At 63.9% G+C, this 19,934-nt stretch carries 16 protein-coding genes; 10 read left to right on the plus strand and 6 right to left on the minus strand.

Annotation, left to right across the window (positions count from 1 at the left end):
- Position 1: 1 nt before the first annotated feature.
- Both gspE and gspD read right to left on the minus strand, forming a co-directional pair.
- Entirely contained in the window at positions 2-1,501 is a 1,500-nt protein-coding gene (gene gspE, locus PKKP23_RS25700) for a type II secretion system ATPase GspE (protein ID WP_126879001.1), read from the minus strand.
- Between the two features lie 47 nt (positions 1,502-1,548).
- The gene (gspD, locus tag PKKP23_RS25705) at positions 1,549-3,981 is read right to left on the minus strand and encodes a type II secretion system secretin GspD (RefSeq protein WP_126878963.1); all 2,433 of its coding nucleotides are present in this window, start codon (positions 3,979-3,981) and stop codon (positions 1,549-1,551) included.
- Positions 3,982-4,528: 547 nt separating this feature from the next.
- Here gspD and PKKP23_RS25710 point away from each other — a divergent pair.
- Positions 4,529-4,981 (plus strand): lytic transglycosylase domain-containing protein, encoded by a 453-nt coding sequence (locus tag PKKP23_RS25710; RefSeq protein ID WP_126878964.1) that lies wholly within the window; start codon positions 4,529-4,531, stop codon positions 4,979-4,981.
- A 153-nt stretch (positions 4,982-5,134) separates the two neighbouring features.
- On the plus strand, positions 5,135-6,403 hold the full coding sequence (zigA, locus tag PKKP23_RS25715; RefSeq protein ID WP_126878965.1) for a zinc metallochaperone GTPase ZigA: 1,269 nt from the start codon (positions 5,135-5,137) through the stop codon (positions 6,401-6,403).
- 153 nt (positions 6,404-6,556) lie between these two features.
- On the opposite strand, the gene PKKP23_RS25720 is transcribed toward zigA, so the two are convergent.
- Positions 6,557-6,835 carry an HU family DNA-binding protein gene (locus PKKP23_RS25720; RefSeq protein WP_006401505.1) on the minus strand — a complete coding sequence of 93 codons (279 nt, stop codon included), beginning with the start codon at positions 6,833-6,835 and terminating at the stop codon, positions 6,557-6,559.
- A gap of 433 nt (positions 6,836-7,268) precedes the next feature.
- On the opposite strand from PKKP23_RS25720, the gene mnmC reads away from it, so the two are divergent.
- From mnmC to PKKP23_RS25755, 7 genes are all read left to right on the plus strand, one after another.
- Positions 7,269-9,251: a bifunctional tRNA (5-methylaminomethyl-2-thiouridine)(34)-methyltransferase MnmC2/FAD-dependent 5-carboxymethylaminomethyl-2-thiouridine(34) oxidoreductase MnmC1 gene (mnmC, locus tag PKKP23_RS25725; protein ID WP_126878966.1), complete on the plus strand. Its 1,983-nt coding sequence runs from the start codon at positions 7,269-7,271 to the stop codon at positions 9,249-9,251.
- A gap of 887 nt (positions 9,252-10,138) precedes the next feature.
- Positions 10,139-11,344, plus strand: coding sequence for a cation:proton antiporter (locus PKKP23_RS25730; RefSeq protein WP_126878967.1), 1,206 nt, complete (start codon positions 10,139-10,141; stop codon positions 11,342-11,344).
- Between the two features lie 129 nt (positions 11,345-11,473).
- Positions 11,474-12,589 (plus strand): YbdK family carboxylate-amine ligase, encoded by a 1,116-nt coding sequence (locus PKKP23_RS25735; protein ID WP_126878968.1) that lies wholly within the window; start codon positions 11,474-11,476, stop codon positions 12,587-12,589.
- A 667-nt stretch (positions 12,590-13,256) separates the two neighbouring features.
- Entirely contained in the window at positions 13,257-13,901 is a 645-nt protein-coding gene (locus PKKP23_RS25740) for a MarR family winged helix-turn-helix transcriptional regulator (protein WP_126878969.1), read from the plus strand.
- A 171-nt stretch (positions 13,902-14,072) separates the two neighbouring features.
- Positions 14,073-14,804, plus strand: coding sequence for a glutamine amidotransferase (locus PKKP23_RS25745; protein ID WP_126878970.1), 732 nt, complete (start codon positions 14,073-14,075; stop codon positions 14,802-14,804).
- A 150-nt stretch (positions 14,805-14,954) separates the two neighbouring features.
- Entirely contained in the window at positions 14,955-16,067 is a 1,113-nt protein-coding gene (locus PKKP23_RS25750; RefSeq protein ID WP_126878971.1) for an NADH:flavin oxidoreductase/NADH oxidase, read from the plus strand.
- Between the two features lie 216 nt (positions 16,068-16,283).
- The gene (locus PKKP23_RS25755) at positions 16,284-16,787 is read left to right on the plus strand and encodes an SET domain-containing protein (RefSeq protein ID WP_017772272.1); all 504 of its coding nucleotides are present in this window, start codon (positions 16,284-16,286) and stop codon (positions 16,785-16,787) included.
- A 17-nt stretch (positions 16,788-16,804) separates the two neighbouring features.
- Here the strand turns inward: PKKP23_RS25755 and PKKP23_RS25760 are convergent, their stop codons facing one another.
- Positions 16,805-18,316 carry a sensor histidine kinase gene (locus tag PKKP23_RS25760; RefSeq protein ID WP_026120941.1) on the minus strand — a complete coding sequence of 504 codons (1,512 nt, stop codon included), beginning with the start codon at positions 18,314-18,316 and terminating at the stop codon, positions 16,805-16,807.
- Between the two features lie 72 nt (positions 18,317-18,388).
- Positions 18,389-19,075, minus strand: coding sequence for a response regulator transcription factor (locus PKKP23_RS25765; protein ID WP_017772270.1), 687 nt, complete (start codon positions 19,073-19,075; stop codon positions 18,389-18,391).
- A gap of 111 nt (positions 19,076-19,186) precedes the next feature.
- Here PKKP23_RS25765 and PKKP23_RS25770 point away from each other — a divergent pair, with 111 nt between their 5' ends.
- A complete protein-coding gene (locus PKKP23_RS25770; RefSeq protein WP_126878972.1) occupies positions 19,187-19,417 on the plus strand; it encodes a DUF3717 domain-containing protein in 231 nt (76 codons plus the stop codon).
- Between the two features lie 83 nt (positions 19,418-19,500).
- Here PKKP23_RS25770 and PKKP23_RS25775 read toward each other — a convergent pair whose 3' ends face one another.
- A complete protein-coding gene (locus tag PKKP23_RS25775) occupies positions 19,501-19,806 on the minus strand; it encodes a 4a-hydroxytetrahydrobiopterin dehydratase (protein WP_126878973.1) in 306 nt (101 codons plus the stop codon).
- Positions 19,807-19,934: the final 128 nt, after the last annotated feature.

Genomic DNA, 19,934 nt, shown 5'->3' on the forward strand with positions numbered 1-19,934 from the left:
GTCAGGCTCCGCCTGTCACGCGAATCACTTCTTCCAGCGACGTCATGCCCGCCGCCACCCAACGCTCGCCGTCCTCGCGCAGCGTGCGCATGCCTTGCGCGCGACCGGCGGCCAGAATCTCGGCATCCGCGGCGTTGCGGTGGACGAGCGAGCGGATGGTGTCGTCCACGAGCAGCAGTTCGTACACGCCGCGCCGGCCCGCGTAGCCCGACTGCCCGCACTTGTCGCAGCCCACGGGATGCCAGTGCACGTGGCCGTCTTCGCTGCGCTCCTGTTTGCACACCGGGCATAGCTGACGCACCAGCCGCTGCGCCAGCACGCCGAGCAACGACGACGCGAGCAGATACGGCTCCACGCCCATATCGGTGAGACGCGTGACGGCCGAGGCCGCATCGTTCGTGTGCAGCGTCGCGAGCACGAGGTGGCCCGTGAGTGATGCCTGCACCGCGATCTGCGCAGTCTCCAGGTCGCGGATTTCACCGATCATGATGATGTCCGGGTCCTGCCGCAGAATCGAGCGCAGCGCCCGGCCGAACGTCATGCCGATGCGCTCGTTCACCTGCGTCTGGCCGATGCCGCCGAGGTCGTATTCGATCGGGTCTTCCACCGTCATGATGTTGGTGGTGGCCGTCTCGAGCCGCGACATCGAGGCGTAAAGCGTCGTCGTCTTGCCCGAACCCGTCGGACCCGTGACAAGCACGATGCCGTGCGGTCGCGAGATCAGCCGGTCGAATTTCGCGAGCGTGTCCTGCGCCATGCCGAGCGCTTCGAGATTCAGGCGCTGCGCGTCTTTTTCGAGCAGACGCAGCACGGCGCGTTCGCCGTGGCCCGTGGGCAGCGTCGAGACGCGCACGTCGACAGGTCGGCCACCCACGCGCAGCGTGATGCGACCATCCTGCGGCAGACGTTTTTCCGCGATATCCAGCTGCGCCATGATCTTGATGCGCGAAATCAGCGCGCCGTGCAGCGCCTTCTTGGGACGCACCACGTCGCGCAGCGTGCCGTCCACGCGAAAACGCACCACAGACGCGTTTTCGAACGGCTCGATGTGAATGTCCGACGCCTGCTCGCGCGCGGCCTGCGTGAGCAACGCGTTGATCATGCGGATGATCGGCGCGTCGTCTTCGGACTCCAGCAGGTCTTCCACTTCGGGAATGTCCTGCATGAGACGCGAGAGATCCACTTCGCCTTCCACTTCGCCCACCACCTGGGCGGCGCTGCCGTCCTGGCGCGCATAGGCCTGGTTGATGGCCTGGGCGAGTTCGTCGGCGGGCAAACGCACGATGGAAAGCGCCCCGAAGTTGCGCGCGATCTCGGCGAGCGCAGCGTCGTTCGTGCGTTCGCTGATCCAGACTTCGAGCGCATCGGCGTGTTGATGCGCGACGAGAATCTGGCCGTTTCGGGCAAAACCATAGGGCACGAGCCGTGCGGCCAGTGCCGAGGGCGGCTCGCGATCAGCGGCGCCTGCCGAGGAAACGGCCGACGCCGCCGCGGGCGGCAGCCCCGGACGTGCGCCGCTCGAAACGCCGCCCGCCGATGCCGGTGTGTTCACGGATGCGCTCCTGGTGACGCAACGGAGTTGTTCGTGGTGTTCGGCGTTGCGTTGGTTGTTGCGTTGTCGGGTGCATTGGGCGCTGTGAGCGGCGCCTGCTGCAACGGTGCAGCCGGCGCGCTCGTGCCCAGACTGGTCGACGCACCGCCCGGCACCGCGTAGCTCGACACGCCCGCGGCACTTCCTGACTGAGGTGCAGCAGGCGGCGTGCCGTTCTGCTGCGCGGGCTGGCGCCGCATGCTGTTGAGATCGAACAGATTTTGCGCCGGCACGGCGCCCTCGCTCGGACCCGGCGGGGCAGGCGGCAGCATCGGAATGTTCTGATCGCGGATCAGGCGATTGTCGGTCTGATAGCCGCCTTGCTGGTCACGCAGGTAATCGTAGCGATTGAGCGTGATGGCCGAACTCGTGGCCTGATCGCGCACGATCACGGGCCGCAGGAACACCATCAGGTTGCTCTTCGTACGCGTCTTGTTTTCCGAGCGGAACAGCTGGCCCAGCCAGGGAATGTCGCCGAGCAGCGGCACCTTGCTGTTGCCGTTCGAATACTGGTCCTGCATCAAGCCGCCCAGCACAATGATCTCGCCGTTGTCGCACAGCACGGTGGACTGGATGGAACGCTTGTTGATCGTCACGCCGCCCGGGTTGTTCACCGTGGTCGGGTCCACGGTCGAATCTTCCTGGTAGAGCTGCAGCTTGAGGATGCCGCCCTCGGTGATCTGCGGCTTCACGTGGAGCGTAACGCCCACGTCGATGCGGTCGAACGTGTTGAACGCAGTCACCGAGGTCGCCGCGTTCGCCGTCGGCGTTGCGTAGGAGCCCGTGACAACCGGCACGTTCTGGCCCACCACGATCTTCGCTTCCTCATTGTCGAGCGTGATCAGGTTAGGCGTGGACAGCACGTTCGAGTCGCTCGACGTGGCAAGCGCATTGAGCAGGCCACCCAGTCCGAACACGCTGCCGAAACGGTGCAGCAACCCGATGTTCAGGCCGTTGGGCAGCAGGTTCGACGAATTCGTGCCGAGCAGGTTGGTGTTGTTCGCAATCGCCGCGCCTTGCGCGGTGAGGTCGACGATGCTCGAACTGCCCGAGCCGAAATTCGAGCCGCCATAGACGGCGTTGTTGCCGCCCAGCAGCGCGCCTTGCCACTGAATGCCGAGGTTCGCCGCGGTCGTCGCGTTGAGTTCGACGATGAGCGCTTCGATGTAGACCTGGGCGCGGCGCGAATCGAGCTGGTCGATCACGCTGCGCAGGTTGCGGTACACCGGCTCGGGCGCCGTGATGATGAGCGAGTTGGTGGCCGCGTCGGCCTGGATCATGCCGCCGCCGGACTGGTTCTCGTCCTGATTGTTGCTGCCTTCCTTTTCGCCGAGGAACGGCGCGCTGTTGCTGCCGGTGCCCGACGAACTGCCGCCCGTCATCGAGTTGCCGAGCGACGAGCTGGTCGAACCCGAGGGCAGCGGCGGCATGCCGGCCGTGCCCGTGGAACCCGACAGTCCGCCGGCCGCGCCGCCCGCGTTCTGATTGAACGCGTTGGCACCGCCGCTATTCGACGTGTCGTTGCCTGAACCCTTGCCCATCATGCCGCGCAGCGTGCGCGCAAGACGCACGGCGTCCGCGTTGCGCAGCATCACGACGTGCATGTTGCCCGGCTGACTCGTGGGCGCATCGAGCTGTTTGGCGAGCGACTTCGCCGCGGCAAGACGCTGCGCGTTCGAGGCGCGCAGCAGCAGCGAATTGGTGCGCGGATCGGCTGTTACCGAGACTTTGAGCGTGGGGTCCGTGCTGCCGATCGTGCCGGGGTCCAGCATCTTCGAAAGCTGCTGGGCCGTGTCGAGCGCGTTCGCATTCTTGAGCGCCACGACGGCGACCTGCTGACCCGCAGCCGTATCGATGCCCGCGATGATCGCTGCGAGACGCCGCACGTTGTCGGCGTAGTCGGTCACGACGAGCGCGTTGTTGCCGGGATACGCGGCAATCGTGTTGTTCGGCGAGATGAGCGGACGCAACACGGGCAGCAGGTTGTTCGCCGACTCGTTCTTGAGCTGGAAGACTTGCGTCACGACCTGGTCGCCGCGCGCGGGCGTGGTGTTGCCCACATAGGTGGGCACGCCTTGCAGCTTCGCGTCGGCCTCGGGCACAACCTTCAGTACGCCGTGGTCCTGCACCAGCGAAAAGCCCTGCATGCGCAACGCCGACTGCAATGTTTTCAGAGCCTGTTCTTCGGGAACCGGATTTTCCGAAACCAGGTTGAGCTGACCCTTGACGCGAGGGTCCACGATAATGGTCTTGCCGGTTGCGGCACCGATGGCTTTCGCCACCTGATCGATATCCGCGTTGACGAAATTGAGCGTGACCTGCGCGTGTGCGATCTGCGCGGTAATCAGTCCACTCACGAGCAGCGCCGTGGCGACGCGACGCAATGCCATTCGGTTTCTTCTCATGGAATGTGAAGTCGATATCGACTGCGGACACGTCCGGCAGTCCTGCGCATTCAACTCGCTGCTGCGCGAAAACGATGACCGCCGATACGCCCAGGTGCCGACCCCTCTTGTCAGTCACCCAGCTATTCAAAAGGATGAACACTACCAGCTTTTTATGTCGTTTTCGTCACAAATCAAATGGGGCCGTGCAGTTCCTCTAAACCTCGCCGGGACTGTGCCGCGCTTCCGTCAAGCTGTCTGAAAGCTCGGTTCCGTGCGGGTAACAACTGGTAAGGCTTACGCCCAAAAACCCATGGATGCCGTTTCGTTTTCTACCGGATTTTGTCGGGTAGCCAACTTGACGCGGGGATGTCTGCCGGTATGATACGGGCCGATCGGCATGCCGGGCTTGCCATGCATGAGCGGGTTTTCCCGAATGCCGAGCTTGACCAGGGCGCCCGCCCGCAGCGGTGTCCCGGTAAGTGAACGCGCCTGCGGGTACCTGGCCCTGGCGCTTCTCCGTCTCACCTGCTTCATCTGCTTAGTGGTCTTGATGAAACGCGCTTCGTCTCTCGTCGTTGCCTATGCTGCGCTCGGCCTCGCGGTCGCGAGCATGCCTGCGCGCGCGGACTGCTTCGACGAAGCCGCGAACTACCAGAAGGTCAATCCGCTGATTCTGCGCGCCATTGCATGGCAGGAATCGCACAATCATCCCGACGCGGTCCACAAGAACGCCAATGGCTCCACGGACTACGGCGTCATGCAGATCAACTCGGTGCATCTGCCCGTGCTGTCCCAATACGGCATTTCGTCGAACACGCTGATGGAGCCGTGCAAGAACGTCTACATTGCCGCCTGGCACTTGCGGCAGAAGATGAACAAGTACGGCAACACGTGGCAGGCCGTAGGCGCATACCACTCGGAAACGCCCTCGCTGCGCGACCAGTACGCGCGGCAAATCGCGGCGATTCTGCGCAAGTGGAAACTGCTGCCTGACTCGCGTTAGGTTGGCGCCATAGTTCCCACGGTGGGCACGTGTGGCTCAGCGCCGGCCGGCACTTTCCCACCTGGTGCACAATGCGGGTTCATGCTGCCGCGACGCCTCGCCCATGACGGGTGCCGCGCCCCGCGCTTTCCTCTCTTCGCTTTGCGTACCGAAATGAACCAGCCGCCACTGCCCGTTACTGTGCTCTCCGGGTTTCTGGGCGCGGGCAAAACCACGCTCCTGAACCATATCCTCGCCAACCGCGCGGGCCTGCGCGTGGCCGTGATCGTGAACGACCTCGCCGCGGTGAACATCGACGCTGCGCTCGTGCGCGACGCGTCCGCGCTTTCGCACGTCGAGGAACGGCTCGTGGAAATGTCGAACGGCTGCATCTGCTGCACGTTACGCGACGATCTGCTGACCGAGATCCGCCGTCTTGCCGACGAAAAGCGGTTCGACGCGATCCTGATCGAATCCACCGGCATCGCCGAGCCAATGCCCATCGCCGAAACCTTCACCTTCGAGGACGACGACGGCGTATCGCTCGCCGAGGTCGCGCGGCTCGACACCATGGTGACGGTGGTGGACGCCTTCAATTTCCTGCGCGATTACGCCTGTGCCGACGCGCTCGCCGAATGGGGCCTCGCGGCCACCGAAGAAGACGACCGCACGCTCGTCGAGTTGCTGGTCGAGCAGATCGAGTTCTGTGACGTGCTCGTCGTCAACAAGGCGGACCTCGTTTCGGCCGAGGAACTGGCGCGGCTGCAGCGCATTCTCGCGCGCATCAATCCGCGCGCCGTGCAGGTGGTGAGCCGCTTCGGCGCCGTGCCGCTCTCGGAGGTGCTCAATACGAAGCGCTTCGATTTCGACGCGGCGTCCAGTGCGCCGGGCTGGCTCGCGTCGCTCAACGAACATGGCCACACGCACAGCGAGGCCGACGAGTTCGGCATCGGCAACTTCGTTTATCGCGCGCGCCGTCCGTTTCATCCCGAGCGGCTATGGGCGCTGCTGCACGAAGAATGGAAAGGTGTACTGCGGACCAAGGGTTTCTTCTGGCTCGCTACGCGCAACGACGTGGTGGGTTCGCTTTCGCAGGCGGGCGGTGCGTGCCGGCATGGTCCGGCGGGCATGTGGTGGGCCGCGCAGGACCGCAGCACCTGGCCCGATGACGAAGCGCTCGAAGCTGAAATTGCAGCTGACTGGTACGGCGATGCCAGCGATATGTCGATTGGAGATCGCCGGCAGGAACTCGTGATGATCGGCGTGGATCTGGACACACAAGCGTGGCGGGCAAAGCTCGACGCGTGTCTTCTGACCGACGCGGAATACGCCGCGGGCCCCGACGCATGGCGTCAGTTGCCCGATCCGTTTCCCGCCTGGGACATCGACGCTGAAGAGCACGGCGAAGCAGGTGATAGCGAAATCGTCCACCGCTCCGCTTGAGCGTTCCCGATTCTGCGTGGGGGCAGGGGCCTGCTGCGCCCCTTTCCATCCACATCGCCAGTAGTGCGAATTTGCGCTCGCGAGAGGCACAGGCAAAAGGCACAGGCGAAAAAAAACCCGCCAGCGGCGGGCGTCAACCTGAGCGGCTGATATTTAGCGCTTGTTGACTGCGTCCTTGAACGCCTTGCCAGCCGTGAACTTGACGGTCTTGGCAGCCGGGATCTTGATGGTCTCGCCCGTCTTCGGGTTACGGCCCGTACGTGCTGCGCGCTTGCCCGAACCGAAGCTGCCGAAGCCGATCAGTTGCACTGCGTCACCCTTCGACACAGCCTTCTTGATCACTTCGAGAAGCGTGTCCAGCGTTTCGCCGGTTTGAGCCTTGCTAGCGCCCGTCTGTGCTGCGACGGCGTCGATCAGTTCCTGTTTGTTCATTAAAGTTCCTTTCTGAGTTTAGGTTGACACGAACAGCGCGAACGCGCCGATTATACGTGCGCGGGCCACGCCGTCGAGCAGCGCCGGTCTCCGGACACCCCGGATAAAAGCTTTGCGCAGCAAGCTGCGCTACGGCCGTGCTGCCGCTCCCTGAGCGGCGCTTGCTATGATAGCGCAGCGCAAACCCAATAACGACAAGGGTTTCGAAGATTTACAGCATGAGCCGCGCGGTTTCCCGACGACGGCAAATTTCCTCTGAGCCCCGTCAGATAAGGCTTCCAGCGTTCACCATTCGTGACATGGGGCGTTGGTTTTTGCCAACGTTTTGCCCGCAAAGCCCCGTGCGGCGGGGCTCTCCGGGCATCGGCAAGCCCTTTGCCGGACGCTGCCGCTGCGTCCTGACAGCGTCCGGCGCTCCCACTTTTTGCAGCGTATGACCGCTTCCCTGACTCCTGCCACGCTCGCGTTCAACGACAACGGCACCCCGTTCTCGCCGCTCTATGACGACGCCTATCACAGCATCGCCGGCGCTTTTGCGCAGTCCGAAGCCGTTTTTTTGCAGGGCAACGCGCTACCCGGACGATGGCAGCGGCGCCGAAATTTCACAATTCTAGAGACCGGCTTCGGTCTGGGCGTCAACTTCCTCGCGACGTGGAAAGCGTGGCGCGATGACGCAGCGCGGTGCGAGCGCCTCCATTTCGTATCGGTGGAAAAGCATCCGTTCGTCGCTGCGGACTTGCGACGCGCGCTCGGGCCGCTGGTTGCGGATGCATCGATTACCGAGCTCGCGCAGCAACTCGCCGACGCGTGGCCAATGCTCGTGCCAGGCACGCACCGGCTCGAATTCGAAGGAGGGCGAATCACGCTGACGCTCGTCTTCGGCGACGCCATCGAAACACTTCCTGCGCTTTGGCTGCGTGCAGACGCGTTCTATCTCGACGGTTTTGCACCCGCAAAAAATCCAGACCTCTGGTCGCCGGCCATCTTCAAGGCGCTTGCGCGTGTGGCAGGCGAAGGCGCGACATTCGCCACCTGGTCGAGTTCGGGCGACGTGAAACGTGCGCTCGAACAAAGCGGCTTCGAATACCGGAAGGTGGAGGGCTTCGGCACGAAACGCGCGATGCTGGTCGGGCGTTTTGCGCCCCGCTGGCGTGTGCGGCGCTACGAGCCGCCGTTGCCTGTCGCCGTCGCCGAACGGCACGCCATCGTGATCGGCGCAGGCCTTGCCGGGTGCGCGATGGTGGAGCGGCTCGCCGCCCGCGGCTGGCGCGTCACGCTGCTGGAGCGTCACCCCGCCGCGGCGCAAGACGCCTCCGGCAATCCCGCCGGCGTGTTTCACCCAATGATCTCCCGCGACGACAGCAGCGCGTCGCGCATCACGCGCGCCGGTTTCCTGTATGCACTGCAGCGCTGGGCCGAACTCGAACGAGCCGGCCTGAATCTTTCGCGCGGCGCGGGCGGTCTGCTGCATCTCGCCGCAAACGACGAAGAAGCGCTCGCCATGAACGATGCGCTTGCAACCTTCGCGTGGCCCGCCGACTACGTGAGGCCCGTCACGCGCGAAGAGGCCGAACGCATGGCCGGCGTCGCCGTCGCGCAGCCGGGCTGGTTCTATCCGCAGGGCGGCTGGATCCAGCCGGCGTCCGTTTGCGCCGCTCAATGTGAAGCGGCGGGTGGCCTGCTCGAACGGCGCTTCGGCGTGCAGGCCGCGCGTATCGAACGAGGCAGCGACGGACAATGGACCGTGTTCGACGAAGCGAACCACGTCGTCGCCAGCGCACCCATCGTCATCTTCGCGAACGCGCACGACGCTACACGCGTGGCCGGCCTTCGTCATGCGCCAACGCGCAGCATTCGCGGCCAGCTCACGCTGCTGCATTCCCTCGACGACGCCCGCCACGCCACCAATCCGCTCACCACGCTGCGCATGCCGATCATCGGCGAGGGCTACGCCATTCCGCTCTCCAGCGGCGTCACGCTCACCGGCGCGACCTACGAACTCGACGACCCTGAACCATCGGTGCGCGAGGCTGGCCACATCGAAAACATCGAACGCGTATCGCAGATGCTGCCGGGCGCACGTTCGGCGCTCGAGGCGACGTTCACAGGCCGTGTCGGCTTTCGCTGCGTGACGAGCGACCGCCTGCCCATGCTCGGGCAGCTTGCCGACGAATCAGCGGCTACGCGCGATGCCGTTCGCCTGCGAGGCGCGTGGCCGCTCGACCTGCCGCGCGCCGAAGGACTCTATGGCGCCTTCGCGTACGGATCGCGTGGACTGGTGTGGGCCGCGCTCGGCGCCGAATTGATCGCCTCGCAGATCGAAGGGGAGCCGTGGCCGCTCGAACGGGATCTGGCCGAGAGTCTGGACCCCGCCCGGTTCCTTCTGCGCGCGTTACGGCAGCAGACGCTCGTCTGAGAGCCTCGGTTCGCGCGAAGGTTATCCACGCCAGGTTGTGGATAACCGCTGGAAGGACGGGTGCAACTCGTGTGGAACCGATGTGGACGTAAACGGGGTAACTGGCGTCGTCGTTCCCAGGCCGGAAAAGTTGCCAGGAGAAGCGAGCCTGTGCCACACATGCTTTACATCCGGTTGTGCGAGCGGCAAGTCGCTGATCCCTCACGGTAAACCGGGGTTATCCACAGAAAAGTGGGCGCTTTGTTAACTTCTACTACGTATACATACAGATAAACCTGTAAACCAAGGGCTAGCCCGGACCTGTCTGGAAACACGAAAGCAGCGGGTGGGCCCTTCTGTGCGCCGTCGCTCGGGTTTGCGCGCACCTCCAACACTCATAACACTCATCCATGAAACGAGCCGGGTCGGTCTTTTTTGCCTGATTGACAGCGACTATCCGCAGATCAATTACGTATTTACCGTTTTGAGTGCGAGTTCGTCGCAGATGGCGTCGAGTGCAAAAAAGCTGTGGCACAATCGCCGTTCTCCAGGCGCCCATGCTCAGGCAGCGGGCGCATCCAAGGAACGGTTGCCGGTCGCCCGGAATCTGAGTGCGTAGGGCATCGGGCAACGTTCATTCATCGATCGCAAACTCGTCGCTACGGCAACGCGTCTGCAAATACGCCGGTCCGGGCGTCCCTCCGCCCGGCTGGGTGTTTCCTGTTTTCCGCCTCGATCCGCTAGAGGACGACTGGCGCCGCATCGTGTATGCGCGGCGAGTATGGCGGCTGGCGGCGCGGCCGCCAGCAAACGGGCAGCGTCCACCCTGGCATCGAAAGTGCGCTTTGCCGGGACCGTGTTCTCGCGTGAGCACGCGCCGTCCTGCAAAAAAAGGAGAAACCAATACGATGAAGTCGGCGTTTTCGTTTTTTCCCGCCTGGCCCATTGCCCCCGATGCGATTTTCTGGGCCGGTCTCGCGCTGCTCGTTGCGGGTTTGTGCGGCGAGCTTTGCTACCGCGCGTGGCGTTTGCCGCGCGTTTCGGGCTATGCCGTGATCGGTCTGATTGCGGGATCGGCGGGCTTTGGCGTGATCGACGCCGAATCCGCCATTTCCGCGCGGCCGCTGCTCGATGTCGCGCTCGGGCTGCTGCTGTTCGAACTCGGCAGCCGGCTCGACTTGCGATGGATTCGCCGCAACCCGTCGCTGATTCTCTCGAGCATCGCTGAATCCACGCTGACCTTCGTGCTCGTGCTGACCGTTTTGCTGTTCCTGAAGGTGCCGGTCATGGTGGCGATGGTGATTTCCGCCATCGCGATGGCAACGTCGCCGGCCATGGTGATCCAGCTGAAGACCGAACTCGGCGCCGAAGGTCAGGTCACGCAGCGGCTCATGACGCTCACGGCGCTCAACAGCATGTACGCGGTGGTCGTCGAAAAACTCGCCTCCAGCTGGCTGCACCAGGAAATTTACGGCAACGTGTTCGCCACCATCCTGCAGCCGCTTTATCTGCTCGTGGGTTCGCTGTTGGTGGCGTTCCTGCTGGCGAAGGCCTGCACACTTTTTTATCGCAAGCTGAGCGCGCAGGACGAGCATTCGTTCGTCGCGCTGTTCGGTCTCGTGGTGCTGGCGGTGGCCATCGCGCATCTGCTCAAGCTCTCCACGATCCTGAGCCTGCTTGCCGCCGGCATCATCGTGAAAAATCTGGAGCCTCGTCCGCAACTGTGGCCGCAGCACTTCGGCACGGCGGGGTGGCTGCTCACCGTGATCCTGTTCGTGCTCACGCTCACCACGTTCGAGTGGCGAGACATCGCAATTGGCGGACTTGCCGCGGCCGGGCTGATCGTGGCGCGTCTCGTCGCGAAGCTGGTTGGCGTGCTTATCTTCGCGAAGCCGAGCGGATTGCACTGGAAGCAGGGCGTCGCGCTCGGGTTGTCGCTTTCGCCGATGTCGGCGCTCGCCTGGCTACTCGTGGACGACACCTACGAGCTCTATCCGACGTTCGACCCGCAGCTGCGCGCCGTGGTCATGTGCGCAATCGTCGTGTTCCAGATTGTCGGACCGTGGCTTGTGTACCGCAGCCTCGCGCAAGTCGGGGAACGGCGCGAAGAGTAGGTTTTCCGTGGTCACGCCGCAGTACGGGCGTGGCCGTCAGCATCACCTGTCGAAACCCAACGCCGCGCAGGCGTGCCGGTTGGTGCGGATGAGTGCCGGTCGGACATGCGCGGTTGAAGCGGAAATGCCATGTCACTTGAAACTTTTATCGATTCGAAGCCGTTCACGTTCGGCATCGAACTCGAGATGCAGATCGTCAACACCCATGACTATGATCTGACCAAAGCCGGCACCGACCTGCTGCGGCTCATCAAGGACCAGAAGATTCCGGGCAACATCACGCCCGAAATTACCGAGAGCATGATCGAGCTCTCCACGGGCATCTGCACGTCGCACGAACAGGCGCTCGGCGATCTGCGCGAGATCCGCGACACGCTCGTGGCCGCGGCCGACCGGCTCAACGTGGGCCTGTGCGGCGGTGGTACGCACGCGTTCCAGCAATGGAGCGAGCGGCGCATCGTCGATTCCCCGCGCTTTCAGTACCTCTCGGAGCTTTACGGCTACCTCGCCAAGCAGTTCACGGTGTTTGGGCAGCACGTGCACATCGGCTGCCCGAACGCGGACAGCGCGCTGTTCCTGCTGCATTCCATGTCGCGCTTCATTCCGCACTTCATCGCGCTGTCGGCCTCGTCGCCTTACGTGCAGGGCGTGGACACCGGCTTCCACTCGGCCCGGCTCAACTCCGTGTTCGCGTTTCCGCTGTCGGGCCGCGCGCCGTTCGTGCTGACGTGGGACAGCTTCGAAGAATATTTTTCGAAGATGGTCCACACGGGCGTGGTCAACAGCATGAAAGATTTCTACTGGGACATCCGGCCGAAGCCCGGCTTCGGCACGATCGAAGTTCGCGTCATGGATACGCCGCTTTCGGTGGACCGGGCCGCGGCGATCGCGTGCTACATCCAGACGCTCGCGCGCCATCTGCTGCTCGACAAGCCCATCACGCCGAAGGAAGACGATTACCTCGTCTACACGTTCAACCGTTTCGAGGCCTGCCGCTTCGGACTGGCGGGCAGTTGCATCAATCCGCAGACAGGCGAGCGCCGCACGATTTCGGAAGACATCATCGAAACGCTCGAGCGCATTGCGCCCCATGCCGACGCGCTCGGTTCCGGCCACGCGCTTGCCGAGATCGGGATGATCGCGCGTAGTCAGGTCAACGATGCCACCTGGCTGCGCGGCGTCGTCGCCCAGGAGAAGTCGCTGCACGAGGCGGTTCGCCAGCAGTGCCTGCGCTGGCGCGAATAAGGTCGCGCTGGGGTGAAGAGACAGACCACGCGGGGCGAAAAATTCGAAAAGAGATGCAAGGCAGCGTAAGCGTGAGCTATGTCACGCAGACGTCATACCGTGACATCAAAAAAATTTTCGTCCGTCGTGGCTTCTTATGATTTCAAATGTTTACGTATACAAACATCGTAGTAGTTAACAAGCATTGCGCCTGCCTGTGGATAACCGAATAATTCGCCGAAAAGTCAGACACCTGCGCAATTGACAAGCGCATGGATTGCGACTGCGCGAGCGACGCGAAAGAGGGATAACTTCGAGGCGTGCCAATCGGTCGCGCGCTTTATCAAGAAACCGCGCACACGCAATCCCGGCCGTTTTCAACGCATTATCCACAGCCTCGTCGGGATAACTTAGCTGTGCGATTGGGCGCTCTCGCATAGAATGTCGCTTTGCCGCAGCGTGAATGATTGCGGCAAGCCCCACACGCGTAAGCAGATGGCTCGCGCGGCCCCGAGGCGCGGCGCCTTGTTACCCGGCGACAGTGCAACGGAGCGGGACATTTTTGAAATGGCGTTTCCGGGACGGGAAGACGGGACAGTATCCCGATGAAGCCGTCCTTCCCCACAGGTTGCCGGCGCAACTGGCGGCCGACGATACAGCGCGAGCTGTCAATAACCAGCGAAAGACTATGAGCGAAGGCGTTTACGGAGAACTGCCGACCGGGCGTGTGACCCACAGCCTGTTGCGGCTGAGTACGGCCATGCGGAGTCAGGCATGGGAATGGGCAGAAGGAGCGGGGTTGACCCCCACGCAAGGCGAGATTCTCGTTTTGCTGATGCAGCGCAAGGGCCCGATGCGGCTCGGCGAGATTGCGCGCGAAACCGCGCTCACCGCCGCCACGACGAGCGACGCGGTGAGCACGCTCGAAAACAAGGGGCTGGTCGAAAAGCGCCGTGCGCTGGACGACGGCCGCGCGCTGGCGGTGCGCCTCACCACGCGTGGCCGCACGGCGGCCAAACGCGCGGCGCAATGGCCGGATTTTCTCGCGAAGGCAGTGAGTACGCTGCGCGACGACGAGCAGATCACGTTCTATCGCACGCTGCTCAAGACCATCCGCCAGCTCGAAGTGCAGGCGCACATTCCGGCACACCGCATGTGCCTGACGTGCGAGCACCTCGAAGCAAGCAGGAATCCGAAGAAGGCACCGCATCGCTGCGGCGCGCTCAACCTCGCGCTTGTCGACACGGACCTGCGGCTGGACTGCGGCGCGTACGATGAGGCCGACGCCGGTACGCAGAAGAAGATCTGGAAGATCTTCGCGCAGCAGGGCTGAAGCGCCCTCCGGAAACGGAACGGCCCGCCTGCGGCGCTTCCGCTGTGCCCGGGGACGTGAACCGCCGTCCCTGCCAGGTGCGCCGCGCTTTGCGCGTGTTTTTGCCCATTCGAGGTCTGCGGTATTCCGCGTGGCCTGTGTGAAGCGTGAACGTGAAGCGGGGAAGCGGCGATGAATCGCGAAGTGTTGGCCGTACGCCATGTGTACTTCGAGGATCTGGGCAGTCTCGAACTCGTGCTTGGGGACCGCGGGCGTCTCGTACGCTATCTCGACGTGGGCTTTGCGCGCATCGAGGCGCCGAATCCCGTCACGTCGTCGTTGATGGTGATACTGGGCGGTCCGATCAACGCCTGCGACGACGCGCATTACCCCACGCTCGCGCCGCTTGCCGCGATGGTCGAAAAGCGCATTGCTGCTGGACTGCCGACGCTCGGCATCTGTCTGGGCGCGCAGTTGATTGCGCGGGTGCTCGGCGCCCGGGTCTATCCGGCCGGCCGCACGGAACTTGGCTGGTCGCCGCTTACGCTCACCGACGCGGGCCGCGCCTCGCCGCTTCGTCATCTCGACGGCGCCCATACCTCGATGCTGCACTGGCACGGCGACACGTTCGACCTGCCGCAAGGCGCCACGCGGCTTGCCTCCACGCCGGTCTGTGAGAATCAGGCGTTCGTGTGGGGCGACCACGTGCTCGGTCTCCAGTGCCACCCCGAAATTCGCACGGACCGGTTCGAGCCCTGGCTCGTCGGGTATGCCGGCGAACTCGCGTCACATGGCATCGACGTCAATCAGTTGCGTGCCGACACGGCGCGCTTCGGTCCGCGGCTCGAAGCGGCTGCGCGTCAGATGTTCGGCGAGTGGCTCGACCAGGTGGATGCCACGATGAGTGCCAAAGCAAAGGGTTGAAGCGAAGCCGCGGGGCGTGAGCAGACGTCGGCAAGAAAGGCAACGCGTTCACCTTCTTTCGGCCGCCGCGCGCCGCGTGCAGCCTGCCTGCACCGATAAAACCCGCATGCTATTCTCGACCGCTCCTGTCATCGTCTGACGAGAGAGTCCATGAGCGCGCTGTTCACCCCCATCACGCTGCGTGGCGTGACGCTTCCGAATCGCATCGTCGTTTCGCCGATGTGCCAATACTCCGCGGAACGTGGCGAAGCAACCGCCTGGCACATGATCCATCTCGGGCAACTGGCGCTCTCTGGGGCCGGCATGCTCTGCATCGAAGCGACCGCAGTCGAACCCGACGGACGCATCACGCCCGCCGATCTGGGCTTGTGGGACGACGCCACCGAAGCGGCCCTCAAGCCGGTGCTCGCGGCCATCCGCAAGCATTCGCCCATTCGCGTCGCGATGCAGCTGTCGCACGCGGGGCGAAAGGCATCGAGTCACGTGCCGTGGGAAGGCGGCCAGCTGATTCCGGTGGCTGAAGGCGGCTGGCAGCCTCACGCACCCTCGCCGGTTCCGCACAAGGAAGGCGAGGCGTCGCCGCTCGCGCTCGATGCCGCGGGTCTTGCGCGCGTGCGCGAGGCATTCGCGGCGGCGACGCGGCGTGCGGCCCGACTCGGTATCGACGCCATCGAAGTGCACGCCGCTCACGGTTATCTGCTGCACCAGTTCCTCTCGCCGCTCGCCAACCAGCGCACCGACGAATACGGCGGCTCGCGCGAAAACCGCATGCGCTTCCCGCTCGAAATCTTCGACATCGTGCGTGCGCAGTTTCCGGCCGACAGACCGGTTGGCGTGCGCGTGTCTGCAACCGACTGGGTGGACGGTGGCTGGTCGCTGGAAGACACGATCGCCTTTGCCCACGAGTTGAAGCGACGCGGCGCCGACTGGATCGATGTCTCCTCGGGCGGCGTCTCGCCGCTGCAGAAGATTCCGCTCGAACCCGGCTACCAGGTTCCGTTTGCGCGCGAGGTCAAGAAGGCGACGGGCCTTACGACCATTGCCGTCGGGCTGATCACCGATGCGCAGCACGCCAGTCGCCTTGTCGAAGAAGGCGACGCGGATCTCGTCGCCATGGCGCGCGCCATGCTCTACGATCCGCGCTGGCCGTGGCACGCGGCGGCACAATTGGGCGCCACCGTACAGGCGCCGCCGCAATACTGGCGTTCGCAGCCGCGCGAGCAGAAGGCACTGTTCGGCGACATTTCGTTCGGCCAGCGTTAGCCGCCCGCTATTTGGCAGGTTGAACGAATCCGTATCAAGCGTGTACGATGCCGTTTGTGGCGCGATGTGCGCTACGGCGGATGACGCGGCGCCTCGGGGGCGCCGCGTTTGCTATTCGCGCCTGAGAAATGCCGCGGCATATCGCGCGCCGGCAGCGGCTAACGCGAGGTTTGCCGCCGGAATGTCCACTTCCCGTTCTTCACAAGGATTCATTCAATGAGTTCACGCAGGTTCGCCGTGCGCCAGTCGGGTGTGCACGGCAAAGGGGTGTTCGCCCTCGAACCGATTGCAGCCGGCGAGCGCCTGATCGAATACAAGGGCGAACGGATCTCGTGGAAGGAAGCCCTGCGGCGTCATCCGCACAATCCGGCAGAACCGAATCACACGTTCTATTTCGCGCTGGAAAGCGGCGACGTGATCGACGGCAAGGTGAACGGCAACAGCGCGCGCTGGATCAACCATTCGTGCGCGCCTAACTGCGAGGCCGAAGAGATCGACGGTCACGTCTACATCGAGGCACTGCGCGACATCGCCGCGGGCGAAGAGCTGTTCTACGACTATGGCCTTGTGATCGACGCGCGTCAGACGAAGAAGCTTCAGCGCGAGTACGAATGCCGGTGCGGCGCCCGCAAGTGTCGCGGCACGATGCTCGCGCCGCCCGAGAAGACGAAGAAGGGCGGCAAGGGCGAGGGCAAGTCTGCAAAGAAGAAAAAGAAGTAAGGCAGCGGCCCCTGGAATTACATGTCGATCGGCGCCTGGTGCGCCGATTTTTTTGCCTCGGCACTGTGGTCGCTCGTGGCGCGCGTGCTTTCCGTAGCGGGCGCTTGCGGCGCCAGCGGCACACGAACGACGAAGCGTGCGCCGCCTTCCGGCGCGTCCTCGTAGTGCACGGTGCCGCGGTGCAACTTCATGATGTCGTGGACGATCGCGAGGCCGAGGCCCGCGCCGCCATCCACGCCGGAGTCGCTCTGACCGTCGCCGCGGAAGAAACGCTTGAACAGGTCGGCCTGCTGGGTTTTCGGTACGCCCGGTCCATTGTCTTCCACAGCGATTTCGGCCATCGCCACGCCGTCGGTCTGCAGCTGCGTCACCGTCACGGTGATGCGTCCGCCATCCAGACGCGCGGGCGGTGCGTACTTCAACGCGTTGTCGAGCAGGTTCGCCACCACCTCGTGTAACAGCACAGGGTTGCCGCGTACGAGTAGCGGATGATCGTTCGCCGGGTCGTCGAGTCGCTGGAAACCGAGGTCCACCTGCACGGCGAGAGCGCGCGGCACCCACTCGGCACCGGTTTCGAACGCGAGTGCGGCGAAATCGATATTGACGAAGCGCGCAGCCTGCTCGCCGGGCTCGGCGCGCGCAAGCGAAAGCAACTGGTTGGAGAGACGCACCGCGCGGTCTGCCGCTGCGCGCAGCTCGCGCACCGCTGCCTGCACCTGTTGCGGGTCGCGTGCGACCACGGCCTGCTCCGCGTGCAGCTTCACGGCCGTGAGCGGCGTGCGCAATTGATGGGCGGCGTCGGCAATGAACTTGCGCTGTGCGTCGAGAGCGGTTTTGAGGCGGCCGAGCAGCGCGTTGAGCGCGCCTGTGAGCGGTCGGATCTCAAGGGGTACGTAGGTTTCGTCGACGGGCTCGAGCGACGTATGCGTTTGCCGGTTCAGCGAATCGGCCAGATCCGTGAGCGGATTGAGCTGCTGGTTCACCACGCGCCAGACGATGGCCCAGCCCGCGAACAGCAACAGCAGCAGCGGCATCATGATCGCCACGAGAAACTCGGCGGCAATACGAAAGCGGTGACGCACCGGCTGACCCACTTCCACGACGATCGGATTGCCGTGCGGCTGTTCAACCCGCACCTGCGCGACGCGTACGCCAATGCCGTTGTGCTGCGTCTCGAAGACGTACGCGAAGTGCATGCGCGTAATGTTCGTGCCCCGCAGCGGCAGCGACGGGTCGCCGGCGATTTCCCTGGTGCCGTCGCTGATGCGGTACACGAGATGTTCCACCGGGTCAGAGAACATCGCCTGCGCGAGCGGTGGAACGGTAATGGGCGCGTCGCGGCCCGCAATCTGGATCTGTCTGGAAATAGCGGTCGCCAGGTCGGCGAGCGAGCGGTCCACGACGTGCTGCGTGTATTGCCACGCGAGCCAGTACGCGATGAGTCCGCTCATGAGCGCGAGCAGCGAGAGCGGCGCAGCGAGACGGCGCAGCAGCGTGCGCCTCAGACTGTTCGCGGCCGGGTGGGGCATGATCGGACCTGCCGAAAAAGATGATGTGCCGTGCGAACCGGTGATTCGGCTCGCACGGCCTTCGCGGCTTCGTTACGAAGCCTGGCGAATCTCCTGGAGGAGATAGCCGAAGCCGCGCACGGTCACGATTTCGACGCGGCAGTTTTCGAGCTTCTTGCGCACGCGGTGCACGTAGACCTCGATCGCGGTGTCGCCGAGGTCGCCGCCGAAATGCGTGAGGTGATCCTGCAACTGGGCCTTGCTGACCACGCGGCCGTGGCGCAGCAACAGCATTTCGAGCACGGCGAATTCGCGCGGCGAGAGTTCGAGCGGCTTGTCGTCGTTGAAGATGCGGCGGTCCACGCCCGACAGACGCACGCCGCCCAGCGACACTTCGGGGCGCGGCACGTCGCCGTGCGGACCGCTGCGGCGCATGACGGCACGAATGCGCGCTTCGAGTTCGGCGGGCTCGAAGGGCTTCAGCATGTAGTCGTCGGCGCCGGAATTCAGGCCCTGAACGCGGTCGTTCAATTCGTCGCGCGCCGTGAGCACGATCACGGGCGTGTGGCGATTGCTCTGACGGAAGCGCGAGAGCAGCGTCATGCCGTCGATGCCGGGCAGGCCCAGATCGAGAATCACGAGTTCGTGGCGGTTCTGTGTGAGCGCCTGTTCGGCGAAGATGCCATCGTGGACCATGTCGACCGTGAAGCCGGCTTGTTCGAGGCTACTCTGGATGCCGCGTGCGATAGGGCGGTCGTCTTCGATGAGAAGGAGTCGCATGGGATTCGCTCAATTACAATGGGTTAGCTTGTCAGGCACGCGGTTCGCCGGCGCGCGGATGCACAGGAAGCACGCTGGGTAGCGTGCGGTGCCCGGATGATCACGAGAGACATGTCCGAAATTACGATCAACGAACTGGAAGCCGCGATCAACTTTTGGCGCAGCCGTTCGCCTTCCTTTGGCGACGAGCTTACCTTGTGCAAGGAGGCAAGCGCGCTCTCCAAGCCGTATGCGCTGCTGATTGTACAGCGTCGGAACGCCGTATCGCTGGATGCGCTGGAGCCTTTGGCACGCGAAGCCTGGGAAACTTACGTTCGCCTTAATATTGGGCGCACGAACTGAAGGCCCAATGGCGGTTGTCCTGCAATATCCTTTCACCCGCGGCGTTTTTTGGCCTCCATTTGCGTTTCCCGCGGTCGCCTCGCTCAATCGGGCTGCGCGCCTTTCGCGATCGAATCGATGAACTTCGCCATGAGGATGTCGCGCTCGGTGATGCCGCTCGCCTCGTGCGTGGATAACGTGATCTCGACCCGGTTGTAGACGTTGAACCATTCGGGGTGATGGTCCATCTCCTGGGCTTTGATGGCGACGCGCGTCATGAAGCCAAAGGCCTCGTTGAAGTCGGCGAAGCGCAATTTCCGCTGGATGGCGTCGCGGCCGGCCATGGCCTGCCAGCCGTCGAGCTGCGGGAACTGGCTGGCGCGTTCCTCGGAAGTGAGCTTGTGGATCATCGTGTCACCTCTCGTGGGTGGGTCGTGAGAGAAGCTGAGCGTCCGGCTATTTTTCCACGGATGCCCGCATGTCGCCGGACCGCCTTCCGTCTGCGTTCCGCTGCCGGTGCACTGCTCTGCGACGTCTT

The sequence above is a fragment of the Paraburkholderia kururiensis JCM 10599 = LMG 19447 genome, from assembly GCF_003986935.1.
In the GTDB taxonomy this organism is placed as follows: domain Bacteria; phylum Pseudomonadota; class Gammaproteobacteria; order Burkholderiales; family Burkholderiaceae; genus Paraburkholderia; species Paraburkholderia kururiensis.

What these genes read in the sequence shown, in the direction of transcription:
- gspD (WP_126878963.1), bottom strand. Translation starts at nt 3,981, where the DNA reads ATGGCATTGCGTCGCGTCGCCACGGCGCTGCTCGTGAGTGGACTGATT.
- PKKP23_RS25710 (WP_126878964.1), top strand. Translation starts at nt 4,529, where the DNA reads ATGAAACGCGCTTCGTCTCTCGTCGTTGCCTATGCTGCGCTCGGCCTC.
- zigA (WP_126878965.1), top strand. Translation starts at nt 5,135, where the DNA reads ATGAACCAGCCGCCACTGCCCGTTACTGTGCTCTCCGGGTTTCTGGGC.
- PKKP23_RS25720 (WP_006401505.1), bottom strand. Translation starts at nt 6,835, where the DNA reads ATGAACAAACAGGAACTGATCGACGCCGTCGCAGCACAGACGGGCGCT.
- mnmC (WP_126878966.1), top strand. Translation starts at nt 7,269, where the DNA reads ATGACCGCTTCCCTGACTCCTGCCACGCTCGCGTTCAACGACAACGGC.
- PKKP23_RS25730 (WP_126878967.1), top strand. Translation starts at nt 10,139, where the DNA reads ATGAAGTCGGCGTTTTCGTTTTTTCCCGCCTGGCCCATTGCCCCCGAT.
- PKKP23_RS25735 (WP_126878968.1), top strand. Translation starts at nt 11,474, where the DNA reads ATGTCACTTGAAACTTTTATCGATTCGAAGCCGTTCACGTTCGGCATC.
- PKKP23_RS25740 (WP_126878969.1), top strand. Translation starts at nt 13,257, where the DNA reads ATGAGCGAAGGCGTTTACGGAGAACTGCCGACCGGGCGTGTGACCCAC.
- PKKP23_RS25745 (WP_126878970.1), top strand. Translation starts at nt 14,073, where the DNA reads ATGAATCGCGAAGTGTTGGCCGTACGCCATGTGTACTTCGAGGATCTG.
- PKKP23_RS25750 (WP_126878971.1), top strand. Translation starts at nt 14,955, where the DNA reads ATGAGCGCGCTGTTCACCCCCATCACGCTGCGTGGCGTGACGCTTCCG.
- PKKP23_RS25755 (WP_017772272.1), top strand. Translation starts at nt 16,284, where the DNA reads ATGAGTTCACGCAGGTTCGCCGTGCGCCAGTCGGGTGTGCACGGCAAA.
- PKKP23_RS25760 (WP_026120941.1), bottom strand. Translation starts at nt 18,316, where the DNA reads ATGCCCCACCCGGCCGCGAACAGTCTGAGGCGCACGCTGCTGCGCCGT.
- PKKP23_RS25765 (WP_017772270.1), bottom strand. Translation starts at nt 19,075, where the DNA reads ATGCGACTCCTTCTCATCGAAGACGACCGCCCTATCGCACGCGGCATC.
- PKKP23_RS25770 (WP_126878972.1), top strand. Translation starts at nt 19,187, where the DNA reads ATGTCCGAAATTACGATCAACGAACTGGAAGCCGCGATCAACTTTTGG.
- PKKP23_RS25775 (WP_126878973.1), bottom strand. Translation starts at nt 19,806, where the DNA reads ATGATCCACAAGCTCACTTCCGAGGAACGCGCCAGCCAGTTCCCGCAG.